The organism is Streptomyces sp. NPDC090045 (genome assembly GCF_044747975.1).
Taxonomy (GTDB): domain Bacteria; phylum Actinomycetota; class Actinomycetes; order Streptomycetales; family Streptomycetaceae; genus Streptomyces.
The window spans coordinates 491,139-509,076 of record NZ_JBIVFA010000001.1; the positions used below are offsets into that span (position 1 = coordinate 491,139).

Annotated in this window: 17 protein-coding genes; 7 read left to right on the plus strand and 10 right to left on the minus strand. The window is 70.1% G+C overall.

Going from position 1 to position 17,938, the window contains the following annotated elements; genetic code table 11:
* The first annotated feature begins 12 nt into the window (after positions 1 to 12).
* Positions 13 to 549, plus strand: coding sequence for a hypothetical protein (locus ACIPYQ_RS02215; RefSeq protein WP_401245345.1), 537 nt, complete (start codon positions 13 to 15; stop codon positions 547 to 549).
* Positions 550 to 553: 4 nt separating this feature from the next.
* On the opposite strand, the gene ACIPYQ_RS02220 is transcribed toward ACIPYQ_RS02215, so the two are convergent.
* Genes ACIPYQ_RS02220 through ACIPYQ_RS02235 form a run of 4 tightly spaced genes read right to left on the minus strand, consistent with a single transcriptional unit; the run spans position 554 to position 3,731 of the window.
* Positions 554 to 982, minus strand: coding sequence for a Fur family transcriptional regulator (locus ACIPYQ_RS02220; RefSeq protein WP_078892882.1), 429 nt, complete (start codon positions 980 to 982; stop codon positions 554 to 556).
* Positions 983 to 1,033: 51 nt separating this feature from the next.
* Positions 1,034 to 1,897 carry a metal ABC transporter permease gene (locus tag ACIPYQ_RS02225; protein ID WP_361761333.1) on the minus strand — a complete coding sequence of 288 codons (864 nt, stop codon included), beginning with the start codon at positions 1,895 to 1,897 and terminating at the stop codon, positions 1,034 to 1,036.
* Positions 1,897 to 2,688 (minus strand): metal ABC transporter ATP-binding protein, encoded by a 792-nt coding sequence (locus ACIPYQ_RS02230; RefSeq protein ID WP_401245347.1) that lies wholly within the window; start codon positions 2,686 to 2,688, stop codon positions 1,897 to 1,899. The genes ACIPYQ_RS02225 and ACIPYQ_RS02230 overlap by 1 nt, the downstream gene beginning before the upstream one ends.
* Before the next feature lie 29 nt (positions 2,689 to 2,717).
* Positions 2,718 to 3,731, minus strand: coding sequence for a metal ABC transporter substrate-binding protein (locus ACIPYQ_RS02235; protein WP_401245349.1), 1,014 nt, complete (start codon positions 3,729 to 3,731; stop codon positions 2,718 to 2,720).
* Positions 3,732 to 3,886: 155 nt separating this feature from the next.
* Between ACIPYQ_RS02235 and ACIPYQ_RS02240 the strand changes: the two genes are divergently transcribed.
* Positions 3,887 to 5,269 (plus strand): glycine--tRNA ligase, encoded by a 1,383-nt coding sequence (locus ACIPYQ_RS02240; protein WP_401245351.1) that lies wholly within the window; start codon positions 3,887 to 3,889, stop codon positions 5,267 to 5,269.
* An 82-nt stretch (positions 5,270 to 5,351) separates the two neighbouring features.
* Here the strand turns inward: ACIPYQ_RS02240 and ACIPYQ_RS02245 are convergent, their stop codons facing one another.
* The 4 genes from ACIPYQ_RS02245 to ACIPYQ_RS02260 all read right to left on the minus strand — a co-directional run bounded on the left by ACIPYQ_RS02245 (position 5,352) and on the right by ACIPYQ_RS02260 (position 8,252).
* Positions 5,352 to 6,062, minus strand: coding sequence for a VC0807 family protein (locus ACIPYQ_RS02245; protein ID WP_401245353.1), 711 nt, complete (start codon positions 6,060 to 6,062; stop codon positions 5,352 to 5,354).
* 141 nt (positions 6,063 to 6,203) lie between these two features.
* Complete coding sequence (locus ACIPYQ_RS02250) at positions 6,204 to 6,797, minus strand: TetR family transcriptional regulator (protein WP_361761319.1); 594 nt, start codon at positions 6,795 to 6,797, stop codon at positions 6,204 to 6,206.
* Positions 6,798 to 6,818: 21 nt separating this feature from the next.
* Positions 6,819 to 7,853: an aldo/keto reductase gene (locus ACIPYQ_RS02255; protein WP_401245355.1), complete on the minus strand. Its 1,035-nt coding sequence runs from the start codon at positions 7,851 to 7,853 to the stop codon at positions 6,819 to 6,821.
* A gap of 54 nt (positions 7,854 to 7,907) precedes the next feature.
* Positions 7,908 to 8,252: a DoxX family protein gene (locus ACIPYQ_RS02260; protein ID WP_401245357.1), complete on the minus strand. Its 345-nt coding sequence runs from the start codon at positions 8,250 to 8,252 to the stop codon at positions 7,908 to 7,910.
* Positions 8,253 to 8,343: 91 nt separating this feature from the next.
* Here ACIPYQ_RS02260 and ACIPYQ_RS02265 point away from each other — a divergent pair, with 91 nt between their 5' ends.
* Entirely contained in the window at positions 8,344 to 8,799 is a 456-nt protein-coding gene (locus tag ACIPYQ_RS02265) for a MarR family winged helix-turn-helix transcriptional regulator (protein ID WP_361761309.1), read from the plus strand.
* 72 nt (positions 8,800 to 8,871) lie between these two features.
* Here ACIPYQ_RS02265 and ACIPYQ_RS02270 read toward each other — a convergent pair whose 3' ends face one another.
* On the minus strand, positions 8,872 to 10,320 hold the full coding sequence (locus tag ACIPYQ_RS02270) for an MFS transporter (protein WP_361761306.1): 1,449 nt from the start codon (positions 10,318 to 10,320) through the stop codon (positions 8,872 to 8,874).
* A gap of 52 nt (positions 10,321 to 10,372) precedes the next feature.
* Between ACIPYQ_RS02270 and dusB the strand changes: the two genes are divergently transcribed.
* The 3 genes from dusB (at position 10,373) to ACIPYQ_RS02285 (ending at position 15,973) form a co-directional block, all read left to right on the plus strand.
* Positions 10,373 to 11,515 carry a tRNA dihydrouridine synthase DusB gene (gene dusB, locus ACIPYQ_RS02275; RefSeq protein WP_361761303.1) on the plus strand — a complete coding sequence of 381 codons (1,143 nt, stop codon included), beginning with the start codon at positions 10,373 to 10,375 and terminating at the stop codon, positions 11,513 to 11,515.
* 364 nt (positions 11,516 to 11,879) lie between these two features.
* Positions 11,880 to 14,588, plus strand: a complete 2,709-nt coding sequence (gene ppdK, locus ACIPYQ_RS02280; RefSeq protein WP_401245360.1) for a pyruvate, phosphate dikinase — start codon at positions 11,880 to 11,882, stop codon at positions 14,586 to 14,588.
* Positions 14,589 to 14,974: 386 nt separating this feature from the next.
* The gene (locus ACIPYQ_RS02285; RefSeq protein WP_361761297.1) at positions 14,975 to 15,973 is read left to right on the plus strand and encodes a winged helix-turn-helix domain-containing protein; all 999 of its coding nucleotides are present in this window, start codon (positions 14,975 to 14,977) and stop codon (positions 15,971 to 15,973) included.
* 127 nt (positions 15,974 to 16,100) lie between these two features.
* On the opposite strand, the gene ACIPYQ_RS02290 is transcribed toward ACIPYQ_RS02285, so the two are convergent.
* Positions 16,101 to 17,261 (minus strand): alkaline phosphatase PhoX, encoded by a 1,161-nt coding sequence (locus ACIPYQ_RS02290; protein ID WP_361761294.1) that lies wholly within the window; start codon positions 17,259 to 17,261, stop codon positions 16,101 to 16,103.
* 268 nt (positions 17,262 to 17,529) lie between these two features.
* On the opposite strand from ACIPYQ_RS02290, the gene ACIPYQ_RS02295 reads away from it, so the two are divergent.
* Positions 17,530 to 17,937 (plus strand): VOC family protein, encoded by a 408-nt coding sequence (locus ACIPYQ_RS02295; protein WP_401245362.1) that lies wholly within the window; start codon positions 17,530 to 17,532, stop codon positions 17,935 to 17,937.
* Position 17,938: the final 1 nt, after the last annotated feature.

The window sequence follows — 17,938 nt, forward strand, 5'->3', positions numbered from 1 at the left end:
CGCTCTGCCGTCATGAACACGACAGGCGAGGTGCGGGGCGCCGGCCCGGGGGCGGTCGAGGTCTACTACCGCCCCCGCCCCGGCGATGCCCGAGAGGCGCTGAGATGGCGGATCCGCAAGACGTTCCGGGGCCGCATCTGGCTGCTCCTGTGGCTGGGGCTGCCCCTGGTGCCCGCAGCGCTGGGTGCGGCCCGGGGCATTCCGGTGGAGCAGACGGCGTCGCTGGCCGTGCTGGTGCCCGCCGTCGGCTGGTACGGGGCCTACCTGAGCCTGGACTGGCGGGCGCACCGGATGTACCGGCAGGCGGCGCGGTACCCCGAGTACCGCTGCACGCTCTCCGACACGGGGGTGGTCACCCGGCTGCCCGACGGGACCTCGGGCGAGGTCGCGTGGGACTGGTGCGCCGGGTTCGGCGAGACCCGGAACCTGTTCGTCCTGCTGGTGAAGGAGACCGGCGCGGTGCTGTGGCTGCCCAAGCGCGCCGCCCTGACCGACGCCGAGCTGGACCGGGCCCGGGAGATCCACGCCCGGAACCTGCGGCGGCTCTGAGCCGCTACGCGGCGGCGGCGCAGTCGGCGCAGGTGCCGAAGATCTCCACCGTGTGGGCCACGTTCACGTAGCCGTGCTCGGCCGCGATGGACTCCGCCCACTTCTCCACGGCCGGGCCCTCCACCTCGACCGCCTTGCCGCACTTGCGGCAGACCAGGTGGTGGTGGTGGTCCCCGGTGGAGCAGCGGCGGTAGACGGACTCGCCGTCGCTGGTCCGCAGGACGTCGACCTCGCCGGCGTCCGCGAGGGACTGGAGGGTGCGGTAGACGGTGGTCAGGCCCACGGAATCGCCACGGTGCTTGAGCATGTCGTGGAGTTCCTGGGCGCTGCGGAACTCGTCCACCTCGTCCAGCGCCGCGGCCACGGCCGCCCGCTGCCGGGTGGATCGCCCTCGTACTGGCGCGGTATTCATCTCGCCAGGCGCAGTCGCCACCGGTTCCTCCTCGTATCGGCCTGCCGCCATTGTGCCAGGCGGTCGAGGCCCCTAGACCTTTACGTCGTCCCGCGTGCACACCTCTTCGGCGGCGCGGGCCGCCTTCGCCCGGCGCCGGGCAAGGGGAGCGGAGAGGGCCGTCATCACCATGAAGACGCCGATCGCGAGCAGGACGATCGTCGCGCCCGAGGGCACGTCCATGTAGTAGGTGGCGGCCGTGCCGGTCAGGGAGACGGTCACGCTGATGGCCATGGCCAGCCCCAGCGTGGTGGCGAAACTGCGGGTCAGCCGCTGGGCGGCCGCGACCGGGATCACCAGCATCGCGCTGACCAGCAGCAGGCCGACGATGCGCATGGCGACGGTGACGGTGACCGCCGCGGTGACGGCGATCAGCAGGTTCAGGGCGCGCACGGGCAGGCCGGTGACCCGGGCGAACTCCTCGTCCTGGCAGACGGCGAAGAGCTGCCTGCGCAGGCCGATGGCGACGGCGAGGACGAACGCGGCGAGGATCGCCATCGCGGTCACGTCCTCGGCGGCGACCGTGGTGATCGAGCCGAACATGGAGCCCAGGAGGCTGGCCGTCTGGCCGCCGCCGAGGTTGATGATCATGACGCCGCCGGCCAGGCCGCCGTAGAAGAGCATGGCGAGGGCCACGTCCCCGCTGGTCCTGCCGCGGGCGCGGATGAGCTCCATGCCGACGGCGCCCAGGACGGCGACGAGGGTGGCCATCCAGACCGGGCTGGTGTGGAGCACGAGGCCGAGGGCGACGCCGGTCATGGCGACGTGGCCGAGACCGTCGCCCATGAGCGCCTGACGGCGCTGGACGAGGTACGTGCCGATGGCGGGGGCCGTGATGCCGACCAGGGCGGCCGCGATCAGGGCCCGCTGCATGAAGGCGTAGTCGAGGATGTCCATCAGCTCAGCAGTCCCGTCCGCAGGGGCCCGGCGTCGTGCGCCGCGTGGGGGTGTACGTGGTCGTGGCCGGGCAGGGCGTGCTGGCCCACGGCCTCCGGGGGCGGGCCGTCGTGGACGACGCAGCCGTCGCGCAGGACGACGGCGCGGTCGATCAGGGGCTCCAGCGGGCCCAGCTCGTGCAGGACGAGCAGGACGGTGGAGCCGGCGGCGACCTGCTCGCGCAGGGCGTGCGCGAGGACCTCCTGGTTGGCGAGGTCCACGCCCGCCATCGGCTCGTCCATGATCAGAAGTTCGGGTTCGACGGCGAGGGCCCGGGCGATGAGGACGCGCTGGTGCTGGCCGCCGGAGAGGGCGTCGACCGAGGCGTCGGCGTGCGACTCCATGTCGACGAGGGCCAGGGCGCGCTCGACGGCTGCCTTGTCGGCCTTGCGCAGGAGCCCGAAGCGGGTGCGCGCGAGCCGGCCGGAGGAGACGACCTCGCGGACGGTGGCGGGGACCCCGCCGGCGGCGGTGGTGCGCTGCGGGACGTAGCCGATGCGCGACCAGTCCCGGAAGCGCTTGAACTCCGTTCCGAACAGCGACAGGTCGCCGTCGGTCAGCGGGACCTGGCCGACCACGGCGCGGACGGCCGTGGACTTGCCGGAGCCGTTGGCGCCGAGCAGGGCGACGACCTCACCGCGGTGGACGGTGAGGTCGATCCCGCGCAGCACGGGGCGCGAGCCGAGCGAGGCCGTGGCCCCGCGCAGGGATATGACGGGCTGGTCGTCCGCCGGGCGGGGCGTGGACTGCATGGCTCGCGCCTCCGATGCTGCTACTGCCATCACTTGCTACCGAGTGCCTTCTGGAGGTTCTTCAGGTTGGACCGCATGACCTCGAAGTAGTCAGCGCCCTGGGACTTGTCGGAGATTCCCTCGAGCGGGTCGAGGACGTCGGTCTTCAGACCGGTGTCCGTCGCGAGGACCTTGGCGGTCTTGTCGCTGGCCAGGGTCTCGAAGAACACGGTGGAGACGTTCTCCTTCTTCGCGATCTCCTGGAGCTCCTTCATCCGGGCCGGGCTCGGCTCGGACTGGGGGTCGACGCCGGAGATGCCCTCCTGGTCCAGTCCGTAGCGTTCGGCGAGGTAGCCGAAGGCGGAGTGGGTGGTGATGAAGGTCCGGGAGGCCGTGTTCTTCAGGCCGTCCTTGAACTCGGTGTCCAGCGCGGTCAGCTTGCCGACCAGCTCGTCGGTGTTCTTCTTGTAGTCGGCCGCGTGGTTCGGGTCGGCCTTCTCCAGGGCGGCGCCGACGCCCTTGGCGATCTCCGCGTACTTGGCGGGGTCGAGCCAGACGTGCGGGTCCGTGCCGGCCTCGCCGTGGCTGTGGTCGTGGCCGGCCTCCCCGGCGTGCTCGTCGCCGTCCTGGTGGGCGTGGCCCTCCTCGCCGTGGCCCGGCTCGCTGCCGTGGTCGTGGCCGGAGGCGGCGTGGGCCTCCAGCTTGGTGAGGGTCGCGGCGTCGACGACGTTCTTCACGCCGGACTGGGCGACGGCCTTGTCGACGGCGGGCTGCAGGGTCTTGAGGTAGAGGACCACGCCGGCCTCGCCGAGCTGGGCGGTCTGCCGCGGGGTGATCTCCAGGTCGTGCGGTTCGACACCGGGCTTGGTCAGGACGTCGACCTTCACGTGTTCCTTGCCGATCTGCTCGGCGAGGAACTGCAGCGGATAGAACGACGCCGTCACGCCGAGCTTGCCGTCCTTGCTGCCGGTCGCGCCGGCTCCGGAGCAGGCGGTGAGGGCCGTGGCGCCGAGGGCGACGGCTCCGGCAAGAGCGGCGGTGGGTATGAGGCGTCGTACGTTCATGACATCCATTTTCATCAAAAATGGAAACGGTTGTCAAAAACGCTGGTGGGGAGGCCGGGCGGGCGGCCGTGGAGGGGGATCCGATTTGAAAGGGGGGGTGCGGGCGCCGGTAACCTAAAGACTTCGCCGTTCGTCCTCGTAATGAAGAGAGCACCGTGGCCGCCGACAAGATCGACACCATCGTCAGCCTGAGCAAGCGCCGTGGCTTCGTTTTCCCGTGCAGTGAGATCTACGGCGGCTCCAAGGCCGCCTGGGATTACGGCCCGCTGGGTGTCGAGCTCAAGGAGAACATCAAGCGCCAGTGGTGGAAGGCGATGGTGACCGGGCGTGAGGACATCGTCGGCATCGACTCGTCCGTGATCCTGGCCCCCGAGGTGTGGGTGGCCTCCGGCCACGTCGCGACCTTCTCGGACCCGCTGACCGAGTGCACCGCCTGTCACAAGCGGCACCGCGCGGACCACCTTGAAGAGGCGTACGAGGCCAAGCACGGCCGCCTTCCCGCCAATGGCCTCGCCGACATCAACTGCCCCCACTGTGGCGTGAAGGGCCAGTTCACCGAGCCCAAGCAGTTCTCCGGCATGCTGGAGACGCACCTCGGCCCGACCCAGGACACCGGCTCCAAGGCGTACCTGCGCCCCGAGACCGCCCAGGGCATCTTCACCAACTACGCCACCGTGCAGACCGTCGCGCGCAAGAAGCCCCCGTTCGGCATCGCGCAGATGGGCAAGTCCTTCCGCAACGAGATCACCCCCGGCAACTTCATCTTCCGCACGCGCGAGTTCGAGCAGATGGAGATGGAGTTCTTCGTCAAGCCGGGCGAGGACGAGCAGTGGCAGGAGTACTGGATGCAGGAGCGGTGGAACTGGTACCGCGACCTCGGCATCCGCGAGGAGAACATCCGCTGGTTCGAGCACCCGAAGGAGAAGCTGTCCCACTACTCGAAGCGCACCGCCGACATCGAGTACCGCTTCAACTTCGGTGGCAATGAGTTCTCCGAGCTCGAAGGCGTCGCCAACCGCACCGACTTCGACCTCAAGGCCCACTCCGCCGCCTCCGGCCAGGACCTCGTGTACTTCGACCAGGAGACCAAGGAGCGCTACACCCCGTACGTCATCGAGCCGGCGGCCGGTGTGAACCGCGCCATGCTCGCCTTCATGCTCGACGCGTACGTCGAGGACGAGGCCCCGAACGCCAAGGGCGTCATGGAGAAGCGCACCGTGATGCGCTTCGACCCGCGCCTGGCCCCGATCAAGGTCGCCGTCCTGCCGCTGTCCCGCAACGCGCAGCTGTCGCCGAAGGCCAAGGGCCTCGCCGCCGACCTGCGCAAGTTCTGGAACATCGAGTTCGACGACGCGGGCGCCATCGGCCGCCGCTACCGCCGCCAGGACGAGATCGGTACGCCGTTCTGCGTCACCGTCGACTTCGACACCCTGGACGACAACGCGGTGACCGTGCGCGAGCGCGACACCATGAAGCAGGAGCGCGTCTCCCTGGACCAGATCCAGAGCTACCTCGGCAGCCGCCTGCTCGGCTGCTAGGTCAGGACGCACGAAGACCGGTGGCCCGGTGCGCGACGAGCGCACCGGGCCACCGGTCTTTCGCCTTCGTCTTCGCGGCGGGTCAGGCGGCTGAGCCCCCGGCCTCCGCCGCGGCGGTCTCGGCGGCCCGGCGCTCGCCCTCCGCCTGGGAGCGCTTGCCGTACAGGGCGGTCCACACGCCCAGGGCGCCGAGCACCCCGTAGATCATGACCGGGCTGAGGGTCACCATGGTCTTGGTGCTCAGCGTGTACGCCAGGGCGATGCGGACGGCCGCCTCGATGACGTAGGCGACGCCCCAGACCAGGGTCATGCGGGTCATCGTGGTCCGGAAGCCCTCGTACTGCCACAGGCCGTTCCACCAGGCGGTGCTCTCGGGAGTGCCGTCGGTGGCGAACTTGCGGCCGAAGTAGAACATCAGCGGACGCGGCGCCAGCAGCGTCGACAGGCAGAGCAGCCCGAACAGCCCGGTCACGGCGGAGTCCTTGACCAGCAGGGCCCGCGCCGAGGGGTCACCGACGAGCGAGACCCCGGCCGTGATCACGATGAACACCAGGGTGACCACGGCGAATTCGTCGAGCTTGCGGCGCCAGGCGATGCTGATGGCGCTGTCGAGCACCGGCCACGCGCTGCTGAGGAGCAGCGCCGAGAACTCGCTCCAGCCGTGGTCGTCGACCAGTGTGTTGTACGTGAGGATCGGCGCGACCACGTTGAGGCCGATGGTCAGGATCCAGCCGATGGCGGTCGCGGCCCCCGAGCGGGCGGGAGGCGCGGGTCGTGCTACGTGGGTGGACAAGGTTCCCCCTGGAACGTGCCTGATGAAGTGCGGTAGGGGGAACGTAGGGACATCGAGATGACATGGACAAGACGAGCGTGCCCCAAATGATCATCAAGTTCTCCGGACCGACTGGTTCCGGACAGACCGGGCCGGGTCCGGTCAGGCGCGCAGGCCCCGGATGATCAGCGTGGTGACCGCCTCGAACTCCGTGAAGATCGTGGGCGAGAGCCAGTCGGCCGCGTACTGCGGGTCGTGGAAGCGGCCGGTGGCGTCGAAGACCGCCCGGGCGGCGGCCGGCACGTCCTCGGCGGCGAGCGTCCCGGCGGCGACACCCTCCGCGATGATCCGGGCCAGCTGGTCGATCAGCTCGGCCAGATGCGCGTCCACCACGCCGCTGTTCTCGGCGAGCAGCACGGTGTAGGTGGCGAACAGTTCCGGATCCGCGCCCGCCTTGTGGCGCTTGGCCTCGAACAGCGCCCCGAGCCACGCCTCCAGCTTGGAGGGGGCGCTCTCGGCGGGCGCCGAGGTGATCTCCTCCAGCAGGACCACGCTCCTGGCGAGCCAGCGGTCCGTGACGGCCTCCCGCAGCGCCGCCTTCGACGGGAAGTGCCGGTACACACTGCCGTGGCTGACACCGAGCGCGCGTGCCACGTCCACCACGGTCGCCTTGGTGGGGCCGAAGCGGCGCAGCACCTCCTCGGTGGTCTCCAGGATGCGCTCGGGGGTCAGGGGCTCGGCGGCAGCGGGGGGCATGGGTACGACCGTACCGTCAGCTCAGTGCTCGCTGTCGAGGTGGGCCATCTGGGCCTCCGGGTACCTCTCTCCGGCCGCGGCCCCGGCGGGCACGGCCTCTTCGACGGCGGCCAGGTCGGCAGGGCTGAGCGTGATGTCCATGGCACCCAGTGCCTCGGCGAGCCGGTCCCGGCGCCGGGCGCCCACCAGCGGCACGATGTCGACGCCGTGCCGGGGCCCCTGCGCGAGCACCCAGGCGATCGCGGTCTGGGCGACGCTCACCCCCTTGTCCGCGGCGACCTTGCGCAGGGCGTCGACCAGGTCGAGGTTCCGGTCGAGGTTCTCGCCCTGGAAGCGGGGGCTCATGCCGCGGAAGTCGCCCGGGGCCAGTGCGCGGTCGCGGGTGAAGTGGCCGCTGATCAGGCCGCGGGAGAGCACTCCGTACGCCGTGATCCCGATGCCGAGCTCGCGGGCGGTCGGCAGGATCTCGTCCTCGATGCCGCGGGAGATCAGCGAGTACTCGATCTGGAGGTCGGAGATCGGGGCCACGGTGGCGGCCCGGCGCAGGGTGTCCGCGCCGACCTCGGACAGGCCGATGTGGCGCACGTGCCCGGCCTGGACCGCCTCGGCGATGGCCCCGACGGTCTCCTCGATCGGCACGTCCGGGTCCACGCGGGCGATCCGGTAGATGTCGATGTGGTCCCGGCCGAGCCGCTGGAGCGAGTAGGCCAGGAAGTTCTTCACGGCCGCGGGGCGCCCGTCATAGCCGGTGAACCCGCCCTCCACCGTACGCAGCGCGCCGAACTTCACGCTGGTCAGCGCCTGCTCGCGGGCCGCGGCGGGCGCCGTGCGCAGGGCTTCGCTGATCAGCAGCTCGTTGTGGCCCATGCCGTAGAAGTCGCCGGTGTCGAGCAGCGTGATGCCCGCGTCCAGGGCGGCGTGGATGGTCGCGAGGGACTCGGCGCGGTCGGCCTCCCCGTAGAGGGCGGACATCCCCATGCAGCCCAGCCCCAGCGGGAAGACGGAGGGGCCGGTGCTGCCGAGGGTGGTCGTCTGGGTGTTCTCGTTCTTCGTCATGAAACGAGAATGGCATGACGGGTGACAGATTTCAATATCTGTCACCCGTCAGTGTCACGAGAGGATCCGCAGGGCCAGGGTCGCCGCCGCGACCAGGGCGAGAACGGCCGCGGGTGCGAGTTCGTAGTCCTTGACGCGCAGGTGGCTGATGACCGCGCCGATGAAGTAGAGGGTCACGCCGATGGCGGCGGCCACGCCGAGCGGCGTCACCCAGAGCCCGGCGACCAGACCGATCGCGCCGGCCGCCTTGAGGGCGGCCAGCCGCGGCAGCCACGCGTCCGGGACCTGGACCTTCTGCATGCTGGCGACGATCTGGTCGTTGCGCTGGAGGGTGAAGGTGGCGGAGGCGGTCAGGGCGAGGGCGAGCAGGCCGCCGACGACGGCGTAGGCGATGAACATGAAGAACTCCAACGATCGGTGATGTGAAACCATTGAATACCATCAACGATATCTCCAGCGCAATCATTTCTCGATTGCTACGATGTGGACCATGACGGCAGATCAGGACGGATCGCACCCCCCGCAGCGGCTGGGCCTGCTGCTCGCCTGGCACGGATCGGTCACCCAGACCCGGATGAAGAGGGCGCTCAGCGCCGCCGGGCTCACCCCGCGGCACGCGATGACGCTGATGCACCTGGAGGGCGGGCCCATGAGCCAGCGGGCGCTCGCCGAGCGGCTGGAGGTGGACCCGAGCGTGCTCGTCGGGATCCTGAACGACCTGGAGGGCGACGGCCTGGCGGAACGCCGCCGGGACCCGGCCGACCGGCGCCGTCACAACGTGGCCATCACCACCGCGGGGGAGGCCGCCCTGCACAAGACGAACGCCGCCCTCGACGAGGTCGAAGGCGGCATCTTCGCGAGGCTGTCGGACCAGGAGCGCGAGCTCCTGCGCGGCCTCCTCGACCGGGTCAACACCTCGGCCGAGGACTTCAGCTGCGGCGAGTAGGCGCCGTACGGGCCGGCCGCGCGTCCAGACGCGCGGCCGGGATCGCGGCCAGGAGCGCGGCCGTGCCGGCGGTCAGGCGCGCGGCGAACCCGCGGCCGCGGACGGAGCGGCGGGCTCCTCCAGGGTGCGGGCCGTGCGCTCCGCCGTCGCGCGGGCCCAGCTCCCGCTCGTCACCGCACCCACGACCAGCACCGCCAGCCCGCACAGCGTGATGATCCACCAGGCCGGCTGGGCCGCCCCGGAGAAGTCGGAGCCGCCGGCCAGCCCCGCCGCCAGGACCGAGCCGATGACCGCGACGCCCAGGGTGCCGCCGGTCTGCCGGCTGGTCGAGGCGATGGCGGCCGCGACGCCCGCCTGGGAGCGCGGCATCCCCGATACCGCCGTATTGGTGATCGGCGCGTTCACCATGCCGAAGCCGAGCCCGAACAGCACGTACCCGGTGAACAGCAGCGGGTTGGACGTCTCGGCCTCGAACAGGGCGAACAGCAGCCCGCTCGCCGCCATCGCCACGCCCGCGATCAGCAGGCAGATCCGCGGCCCCCGGCTGCCCACCAGCCGCCCCGCCAGCGGCGCGAAGAGGACGGTCAGCGCCGCCATCGGCAGCATGTAGAGCCCGGCGTGCAGGGCGCTGAGCCCCCGTACGTCCTGGAGGTACAGCGTGTTCAGGAAGAGGAAGCCGGCCAGTCCGGCGAAGGCGCTGATGGCGATCACGGTCGAGCCGCTGAAGGGCGCGCTCCGGAAGAACCGGAGATCGATCAGCGGATCCTCGCGCCGGGGCTCGTAGACCAGCAGCCCCACGAGCGAGGCCACCGCCACCACGGCGCACCCCATGATCAGCGGCGAGCGCCAGCCGGCCGCCGGGGCCTCGATGATCCCGTACGTGAGACTGCCGAGCAGCGCGATGACCAGCACCTGACCCACCGGGTCCGGACGCCGCGGCCGGGCCGCCCGGGACTCGGGGATGTGGCGCAGGGTCAGCACGAGCGCCGCCAGACCGATCGGCAGGTTGATCAGGAAGATCGAGCGCCAGCCCACGGAGTCCACGAGCACTCCGCCGATCAGGGGCCCCGCGGCCATGGAGACGCCGCCGACCGCGCCCCACACGCCGATGGCCCGGGCCCGCTCGGCCGGATCGGTGAAGGTGTTGGTGATGATCGACATCGCCACCGGGTTGAGCATCGCGCCGCCGATCGCCTGCACCATCCGGAAGACGATGAGCCAGCCGAGGCTGGGGGCGAGCGAGCACAGCAGGGAACCGGCCGTGAAGGCCAGCAGGCCGGCGACGAACACCTTGCGGCGCCCGATCCGGTCGGCCGTGGAGCCCGCGAGCATCAGCAGCGAGGCCAGGACCAGCGTGTACGCGTCGATGGTCCACTGCAGCCCCGCGACCGAGGCGTCGAGCTCACGGCGCATCGACGGCAGCGCGACGTTGAGGACGGTGTTGTCGAGGCTGACGATCAGCAGGCTCATGCAGCAGATCGCCAGGACGAGCATGCGCTGCCGGGGACTCGACTCGATCATGCCGCCGATGCTACGTCTGCCCCACCCCCTCGGCATGCGGGACAATGGGCGGATGACCACGCTCCCTCCGCCTCTCGCGATCGGCCCGCACACCGTGCAGCCCCCGGTGGTGCTCGCGCCCATGGCCGGCATCACCAATGCCCCGTTCCGTACCCTCTGCCGGGAGTTCTCGGGCGGCAAGGGGCTGTTCGTGAGCGAGATGATCACGACCCGCGCCCTGGTCGAGCGCAACGAGAAGACCATGCAGCTGATCCACTTCGACGAGACCGAGAAGCCCCGCTCGATTCAGCTGTACGGGGTCGACCCGGCGACGGTCGGCAAGGCCGTCCGGATGATCGTCGAAGAGGACCGCGCCGACCACATCGACCTCAACTTCGGCTGCCCGGTCCCCAAGGTCACCCGCAAGGGTGGCGGCTCGGCCCTCCCGTACAAGCGCAACCTGCTCCGCGCGATCCTCCGCGAGGCCGTCGCGGGCGCCGGCGACCTGCCGGTGACCATGAAGATGCGCAAGGGCATCAACGACGACCACCTCACCTACCTCGACGCCGGCCGGATCGCCGTCGAGGAGGGGGTCACCGCCATAGCCCTGCACGGGCGCACCACGGCCCAGCACTACGGCGGCACCGCCGACTGGGACGCCATCGCGCGGCTCAAGGAGCACGTGCCGGAGATCCCGGTGCTCGGCAACGGCGACATCTGGTGCGCCGAGGACGCCCTGCGCATGGTCCGCGAGACCGGCTGCGACGGCGTGGTCGTGGGCCGCGGCTGCCTGGGGCGGCCGTGGCTGTTCAACGACCTGGTGGCGGCCTTCGAGGGCCGCCCGGAGGACTTCCACAAGCCGACGCTGCGCGAGGTCGCGGCCACCATGCACCGGCACGCACAGCTGCTGGGGGAGTGGATCGGCGACGAGGCGCGCGGGGTGATCGACTTCCGTAAGCACGTGGCCTGGTACCTCAAGGGCTTCTCGGTGGGCTCCGAGATGCGCAAGAGGCTCGCGGTCACCTCTTCCCTGGCCGAGCTGGACGCTCATCTGAGCGAGCTCGATCTGGATCAAGCATGGCCGGAGAGTGCGGACGGGCCACGCGGCCGGACGTCCGGAAACAACCGAGTTGTCCTGCCGGACGGCTGGCTGAAGGACCCGTACGACTGCGCGGGTGTGAGCGAGGACGCTGAACTGGACACCTCCGGAGGCTGACAAATCGCCCTCCGTGGCGCGTGATATACGCCACGCATGGGAAGGGTTTCGCTCAGATGAGCACTAAAGTCACGGGTAAGACTTTCAAAGGGTGGCACTGGGTGCCACCCTTTGTGCGTTCAACTCTTGAACGCAAATGGATCGATGATCGCTCATCCGAGCGTGATCAGGCCTCAAGAGCCCCCTCATCCTTCGAGAGGTGAAGGCTGTTCGTACTTTCTGATTACCCATGAGTTACTTTCGATCTGCTGGCGCACGGGTGGTTACAGCCGTATGACGACCAAGTGGACGTACCCAGAAGCCTTCGATCTGGGTATGTTCCTGGCCGTCAGGGCAGCCACCGAGCCTCGAGGAGTCGAGACCCGTGTCGGAAAACAAAGATCAGAAGTTCGTCTACGACTTCACCGAGGGCAACCGCGACCTCAAGGACCTTCTCGGCGGCAAGGGAGCCAACCTCGCCGAGATGACCAACCTGGGTCTGCCGGTCCCTCCCGGCTTCACCATCACCACCGAGGCGTGCAAGGTCTACCTCGAGAGCGGCACGGCCCCGGCCGCGCTGCGCGAAGAGGTCAGTGCCCACCTTGCGGCCCTCGAGGCGAAGATGGGCAAGAAGCTCGGACAGTCGGACGACCCGCTGCTGGTCTCCGTCCGCTCCGGCGCCAAGTTCTCGATGCCCGGCATGATGGACACCGTCCTGAACATCGGTCTCTCCGACGAGTCCGTGACCGGCCTTGCCTCCCAGGCCGGTGACGCGCGCTTCGCGTGGGACTCGTACCGCCGCCTCATCCAGATGTTCGGCAAGACCGTCCTCGGCGTCGAGGGCGAGCTCTTCGAGGACGCCCTCGACGAGGCCAAGGCCGCCAAGAAGGTCACCGTCGACACCGACCTCGACGCCGCCGACCTGAAGAAGCTGGTCACCCGCTTCAAGAAGATCGTGGCGAAGGAAGCCGGCCGCCCCTTCCCGCAGGACGCCCGCGAGCAGATGGACCTCGCCGTCGAGGCCGTCTTCAACTCGTGGAACACCGACCGCGCCAAGCTCTACCGCCGCCAGGAGCGCATCCCGAGCGACCTGGGCACCGCGGTCAACATCTGCTCCATGGTCTTCGGCAACCTGGGCCCCGACTCCGGCACCGGCGTCGCCTTCACCCGCGACCCCGCCAGCGGCCACGCGGGCGTCTACGGCGACTACCTCCAGAACGCCCAGGGCGAGGACGTGGTCGCGGGCATCCGCAACACCGTGCCGCTCGCGGACCTGGAGGCCATCGACAAGGCCTCGTACGACCAGCTCATGACGATCATGACGACGCTGGAGACCCACTACAAGGATCTCTGCGACATCGAGTTCACCATCGAGCGCGGCCAGCTGTGGATGCTCCAGACCCGTGTCGGCAAGCGCACCGCCGGCGCCGCCTTCCGCATCGCCACCCAGCTCGTGGACCAGGGCCTGATCGACGAGGCCGAGGCCCTCCAGCGCGTCACCGGTCACCAGCTGGCGCAGCTGATGTTCCCGCGCTTCGACGAGGGTGCCAAGACCACCCTGCTCGGCCGCGGCATCGCCGCCTCCCCGGGCGCGGCCGTCGGCAAGGCCGTCTTCGACTCCTACACGGCCGTCAAGTGGTCCCGTTCCGGCGAGAAGGTCATCCTGATCCGCCGCGAGACCAACCCGGACGACCTGGACGGCATGATCGCCTCCGAGGGCATCCTGACCTCGCGCGGCGGCAAGACCTCGCACGCGGCCGTCGTCGCCCGCGGCATGGGCAAGACCTGTGTCTGCGGCGCCGAGGAGCTCGACGTCGACACCAAGCGCCGCCGCATGACGGTCGGCGACACGGTCATCGAAGAGGGCGACGTCGTCTCCATCGACGGCTCCACCGGCAAGGTGTACCTGGGTGAGGTACCCGTCGTACCGTCCCCGGTCGTCGAGTACTTCGAGGGCCGCATGCACGCCGGCGCCGACGACGCCGACGAGCTCGTCGCCGCCGTGCACCGGATCATGGCCTACGCGGACCGCGTCCGCCGCCTGCGGGTGCGCGCCAACGCCGACAACGCCGAGGACGCGCTGCGCGCCCGCCGCTTCGGCGCCCAGGGCATCGGCCTGTGCCGCACCGAGCACATGTTCCTCGGCGAGCGCCGCGAACTGGTGGAGCGACTGATCCTCGCGGACACCGACGGCGAGCGCGAGGAGGCACTGAGTGCCCTCCTGCCGCTGCAGAAGAAGGACTTCGTCGAGCTGTTCGAGGCGATGGACGGTCTGCCCGTCACCGTCCGCCTGCTCGACCCGCCGCTGCACGAGTTCCTGCCCGACATCACCGAGCTGTCGGTGCGCGTCGCCCTCGCCGAGTCCCGCCAGGACGCGAACGAGAACGACCTGCGCCTGCTCCAGGCCGTGCACAAGCTGCACGAGCAGAACCCGATGCTGGGTCTGCGCGGCGTCCGCCTCGGCCTGGTCATCCCCGGCCTGTTCAAGATGCAGGTCCGGGCGATCACCGAGGCCGCGGCCGAGCGCAAGAACGCCAAGGGCGACCCCCGCGCCGAGATCATGGTCCCGCTCGTCGGCACCGTCCAGGAGCTGGAGATCGTCCGCGACGAGGCCGACGCGGTCATCGCCGAGGTCGAGGCCGCCACCGGCACCAGCCTCAAGCTGACCATCGGCACGATGATCGAGCTGCCGCGCGCCGCGCTGACCGCCGACCAGATCGCCGAGGCCGCGCAGTTCTTCTCCTTCGGCACGAACGACCTGACCCAGACGGTGTGGGGCTTCTCCCGCGACGACGTCGAGGCCAGCTTCTTCACCGCGTACCTGGAGAAGGGCATCTTCGGGGTCTCGCCCTTCGAGACCATCGACAAGGACGGCGTCGGCTCGCTCGTCCGCCACGCGGCCAAGCTGGGCCGGGCCACTCGCCCCGACCTCAAGCTCGGCGTCTGCGGTGAGCACGGCGGCGACCCCGAGTCCGTCCACTTCTTCCACGAGGTCGGCCTCGACTACGTCTCCTGCTCGCCCTTCCGGATTCCGGTGGCGCGCCTGGAGGCCGGTCGCGCGGCCGCCGAGGCGAAGGGCAGCGACAGCCGCTGACCCCCGGCCCTGCCAAGGGCTCCCATAGACCGCGCCTGCCCCCGGGTTCCCTGACTGCCCGGCGGCGGGCGCGCCTATTTCCGTTGTTCAACAAATCTTTACGCCAGCAGGCGGTGGACGGATCCCCACCCGTCCACCGCCGCTGTCATTCTGCCGGGCACGTCGGCGCTTCCCGGTGCGACCGACCGCCAGGCCCCGCAAAGCCCCCCACGGCCTTCACGGAGCGTTTCGGTCGCATCGGAGTGTGCCCGGCGGAGTACAGGATTTCGGTTGTCACGCCCCTGCCGAAAGGGGTTTCAACTGTGGCCGAAAGGGCGTGGTGACCACGTGTGACGGCGTGCATACTCATGGGGCGGGGGGATTGCGGTTGCACAGGTGGGGGTTCGGTGCTGCGTATCCATTTCACTGGAGTGGACCTGGCACGCGTACGGATGGCAGGGCGTCCCGATGCGTTGTGGGAAACGATTCTCAGCTTTCACCGCTTAAGAGACCGGCGCGATGCCCGGTTGTTCGGTGAATGGCGTACGGAAACCCGGAGCAGGTTGAATAGTGAAACACGCACGCTCGGTATGCTCATACCGAGCCGTGGTTATTTTCCCGATTTCCTGACCCCTGTGGAGGGGCAGTACGGGTGGGACGTGGGCCTCGACGCGCTGCGCGGGATCCGTCCCGAGCGCATGCGGCACGAGCTGAAGCTGCTGGCCGCCGGTGCGGCGATGACGCCGCGCCTGCGGGAGTTCATGGACGGCGGAGCCAAGCACCTGCCGAGGCTGATGGGCGAGCTGCGCGCGTACCACCGGGCGGCCGTGGAGCCGTACTGGACGCATATCCAGGCCCAGATCGAGGCCGAACGGGCCGCGCGCGGCCGGGCCCTGCTGGACGGGGGCGCGGACGAACTCCTGGCCTCGCTGCCGCCGATGCTGCGCTGGCGGGCGCCGGTGCTGGAATGCGACTACCCGGTGGACCGGGACGTACGGCTGCGGGGGCGCGGGTTGCTGCTCCAGCCGTCGTTCTTCTGCCGGCGCACCGCGGTGACGCTGCACGATCCGGAGCTGCCGCCGGTGCTGGTCTATCCGGCGGCGGCGCAATTGGCCTCGGCGCCGGCGGGGGGTGAGGCGGCGCGGCCCGTGGAGGAGCAGCGCCAGCGCACCCTCGGCAAGCTGGTCGGGCACACCCGGTCGGTGGTGCTGCGGGCCATAGGGGACGGGGCGACCACCAGTGAGCTGGCCCGCCGGGCCGGGGTCTCGCTGGCCTCCGCGAGTCAGCACGCGTGTGTGATGCGGGAGGCGGGGCTGGTCACCACGTTGCGGCGGGGGAACGCGGTGCTGCACACGGTGACGCCGCTGGGTGCCGCGCTGCTGAAGGGCGGGGCCGTGGCTTCGTGACGGTGGCCGCCGCACCCCTGCGGGGTTGCCCGTGGGGGTGCGGCCGGTTGTGCGGGTCCGTTGCCGGGGCGCCGCCCCGGACCCCGCGCCTCAAACGCCGGCGGGGCTGGAGTGGTGCGGCGGGGTTCTAGGTGCGGAAGGGGCCCGTTACCTCGTAGGTGATGCCGGCGGAGGAGCTGCCGGTGGTGCCGCGCTGGCTGGAGAAGTAGAGGCGGTTGCCGGCCGGGGAGAAGGCCGGGCCGGTGATCTCCGAGGAGGACTGGCCGGTGATCCGCAGGAAGGGCGCCACCACGTCGTCCGGGGTGATCACGCAGATCTCCATGTTGCCGCCGTCCTCGGCGACGTACAGGTCGCCGAAGGAGGAACCGGTGACGTTGTCGACGCCCGTCAGCGGGGCCGCTCCGCCGGGGACGAGGGAGTCGTCGTAGGCCAGCTCGTACGTGTTGTTGGTGAGGTTGAGCTGCCAGACGCGGTTGTCGCCCTTGGTGGTGAACCAGACCGTGTCGTTGGCGTAGTGGCAGCCCTCGCCGCCGTTGAACTTCTTCGAGCCGGACACCTGGCTGCGGGTCGCGGTCGGCGAGCCGTCCGGGTCGGGGACGTTGGCCCAGGTGAAGGAGCCCGAGGTGGCGGTGCCGGCCTTGAGGACCTGGAGGGTGCCGGAGGAGAGGTTGCCCCAGGTGGTCGGGATGAAGCGGTAGAAGCAGCCGCTCGACTCGTCCTCGGTCAGGTAGATCACCTGCCGCACCGGGTCGGCGGCGGCCGCCTCGTGCTTGAAGCGGCCCATCGCGGGGCGCTGTACGGACGCGTTCACGCCGTACGGGTCGGTCTCGTAGACGAAGCCGCGGTCGACCTCCTCGCAGGACAGCCAGGTGTTCCACGGGGTCTTGCCGCCCGCGCAGTTCTGCCGGGTGTTGGAGAGGATCCGGTAGGCGCCGGTGACGGTGCCGGACGAGTTGAACTTCACCGCGCTCGCCCCGCCGGAGGGGTTGATCTCCGAGTTGGACACGTAGATCCAGCCCGAGCCGTCGGCGAAACACGCGCCGCCGTCGGGGGCGTTGTGCCAGGTGTACGAGGTGCCGCTGACGGTCTGGCCCGAGCGGGCGATCACCCGGCTGCTGAAGCCGCTGGGGAGCATGATGCCGTTGGCGTCCGCGGCGCCGAGTGCCCCGTAGGGGCCGGCGCCGGGCTGGGCGGGTGCCGCGTAGGCGGCGCCGTGCATCAACGTGCCGCCGAAGGCGGCGGCCGAGGAGCCGATGACGGCGCCGCGCAGGAAGGTACGACGTTCCACGGTCACTCCTGTGGGAGGAAGGCCCCCGCACCCGGTCGAGCGCGGGGTCGCACGCGTCGAGGAACCTAGGAGGCGCCAGTTGCCGGGGCGCCAACTCCTCATTACGCACGAGCGACCGCTCGACGTTCAATCCTCCGGCCGTGCCGTGGTGGGCGTACGGAAAAAACTTCTCGGGGGAGCGATGAGTTTCTCCCGGCCCCGCGGTCTACCTCCCGAAAGCACCGAACAGCACGCACCGAGCACCGCACCCGAGAGAAGAGGGACCTCGATGTCCGCCACCATGATCTTCGTCAACCTGCCGGTCAAGGACCTGGAGGCCAGCAAGACCTTCTGGGGCAAGCTGGGCTACACCTTCAACGCCCAGTTCACCGACGAGAACTGCGCCTCGATGGTCATCAGCGACACCATCGTCGCGATGCTCCTGACCGAGGACCGCTACAAGGACTTCACCCACAAGGAGATCGCGGACGCCACGAAGACCTCCGAGGTGCTGCTCTGTCTGAGCGCCCCCAGCCGCACCGCCGTCGACGAGCTGGTGGACGGGGCCCTGGCGGCCGGCGCCACCGAGCCCCGCCCCGCCCAGGACCACGGCGTCATGTACGGCCGCGCCTTCGACGACCTCGACGGCCACACCTGGGAGATCATGTGGATGGACCCGTCCGTGGTCCAGGGCTGAC

Coding starts and splice junctions, on each gene's coding strand:
- ACIPYQ_RS02270 (WP_361761306.1), bottom strand. CDS start 10,320: ATGATCGAGTCGAGTCCCCGGCAGCGCATGCTCGTCCTGGCGATCTGC.
- dusB (WP_361761303.1), top strand. CDS start 10,373: ATGACCACGCTCCCTCCGCCTCTCGCGATCGGCCCGCACACCGTGCAG.
- ACIPYQ_RS02260 (WP_401245357.1), bottom strand. CDS start 8,252: ATGTTCATCGCCTACGCCGTCGTCGGCGGCCTGCTCGCCCTCGCCCTG.
- ACIPYQ_RS02250 (WP_361761319.1), bottom strand. CDS start 6,797: ATGCCCCCCGCTGCCGCCGAGCCCCTGACCCCCGAGCGCATCCTGGAG.
- ACIPYQ_RS02225 (WP_361761333.1), bottom strand. CDS start 1,897: ATGGACATCCTCGACTACGCCTTCATGCAGCGGGCCCTGATCGCGGCC.
- ACIPYQ_RS02265 (WP_361761309.1), top strand. CDS start 8,344: ATGACGGCAGATCAGGACGGATCGCACCCCCCGCAGCGGCTGGGCCTG.
- ACIPYQ_RS02230 (WP_401245347.1), bottom strand. CDS start 2,688: ATGCAGTCCACGCCCCGCCCGGCGGACGACCAGCCCGTCATATCCCTG.
- ACIPYQ_RS02235 (WP_401245349.1), bottom strand. CDS start 3,731: ATGAACGTACGACGCCTCATACCCACCGCCGCTCTTGCCGGAGCCGTC.
- ACIPYQ_RS02215 (WP_401245345.1), top strand. CDS start 13: ATGAACACGACAGGCGAGGTGCGGGGCGCCGGCCCGGGGGCGGTCGAG.
- ACIPYQ_RS02255 (WP_401245355.1), bottom strand. CDS start 7,853: ATGACGAAGAACGAGAACACCCAGACGACCACCCTCGGCAGCACCGGC.
- ACIPYQ_RS02295 (WP_401245362.1), top strand. CDS start 17,530: ATGTCCGCCACCATGATCTTCGTCAACCTGCCGGTCAAGGACCTGGAG.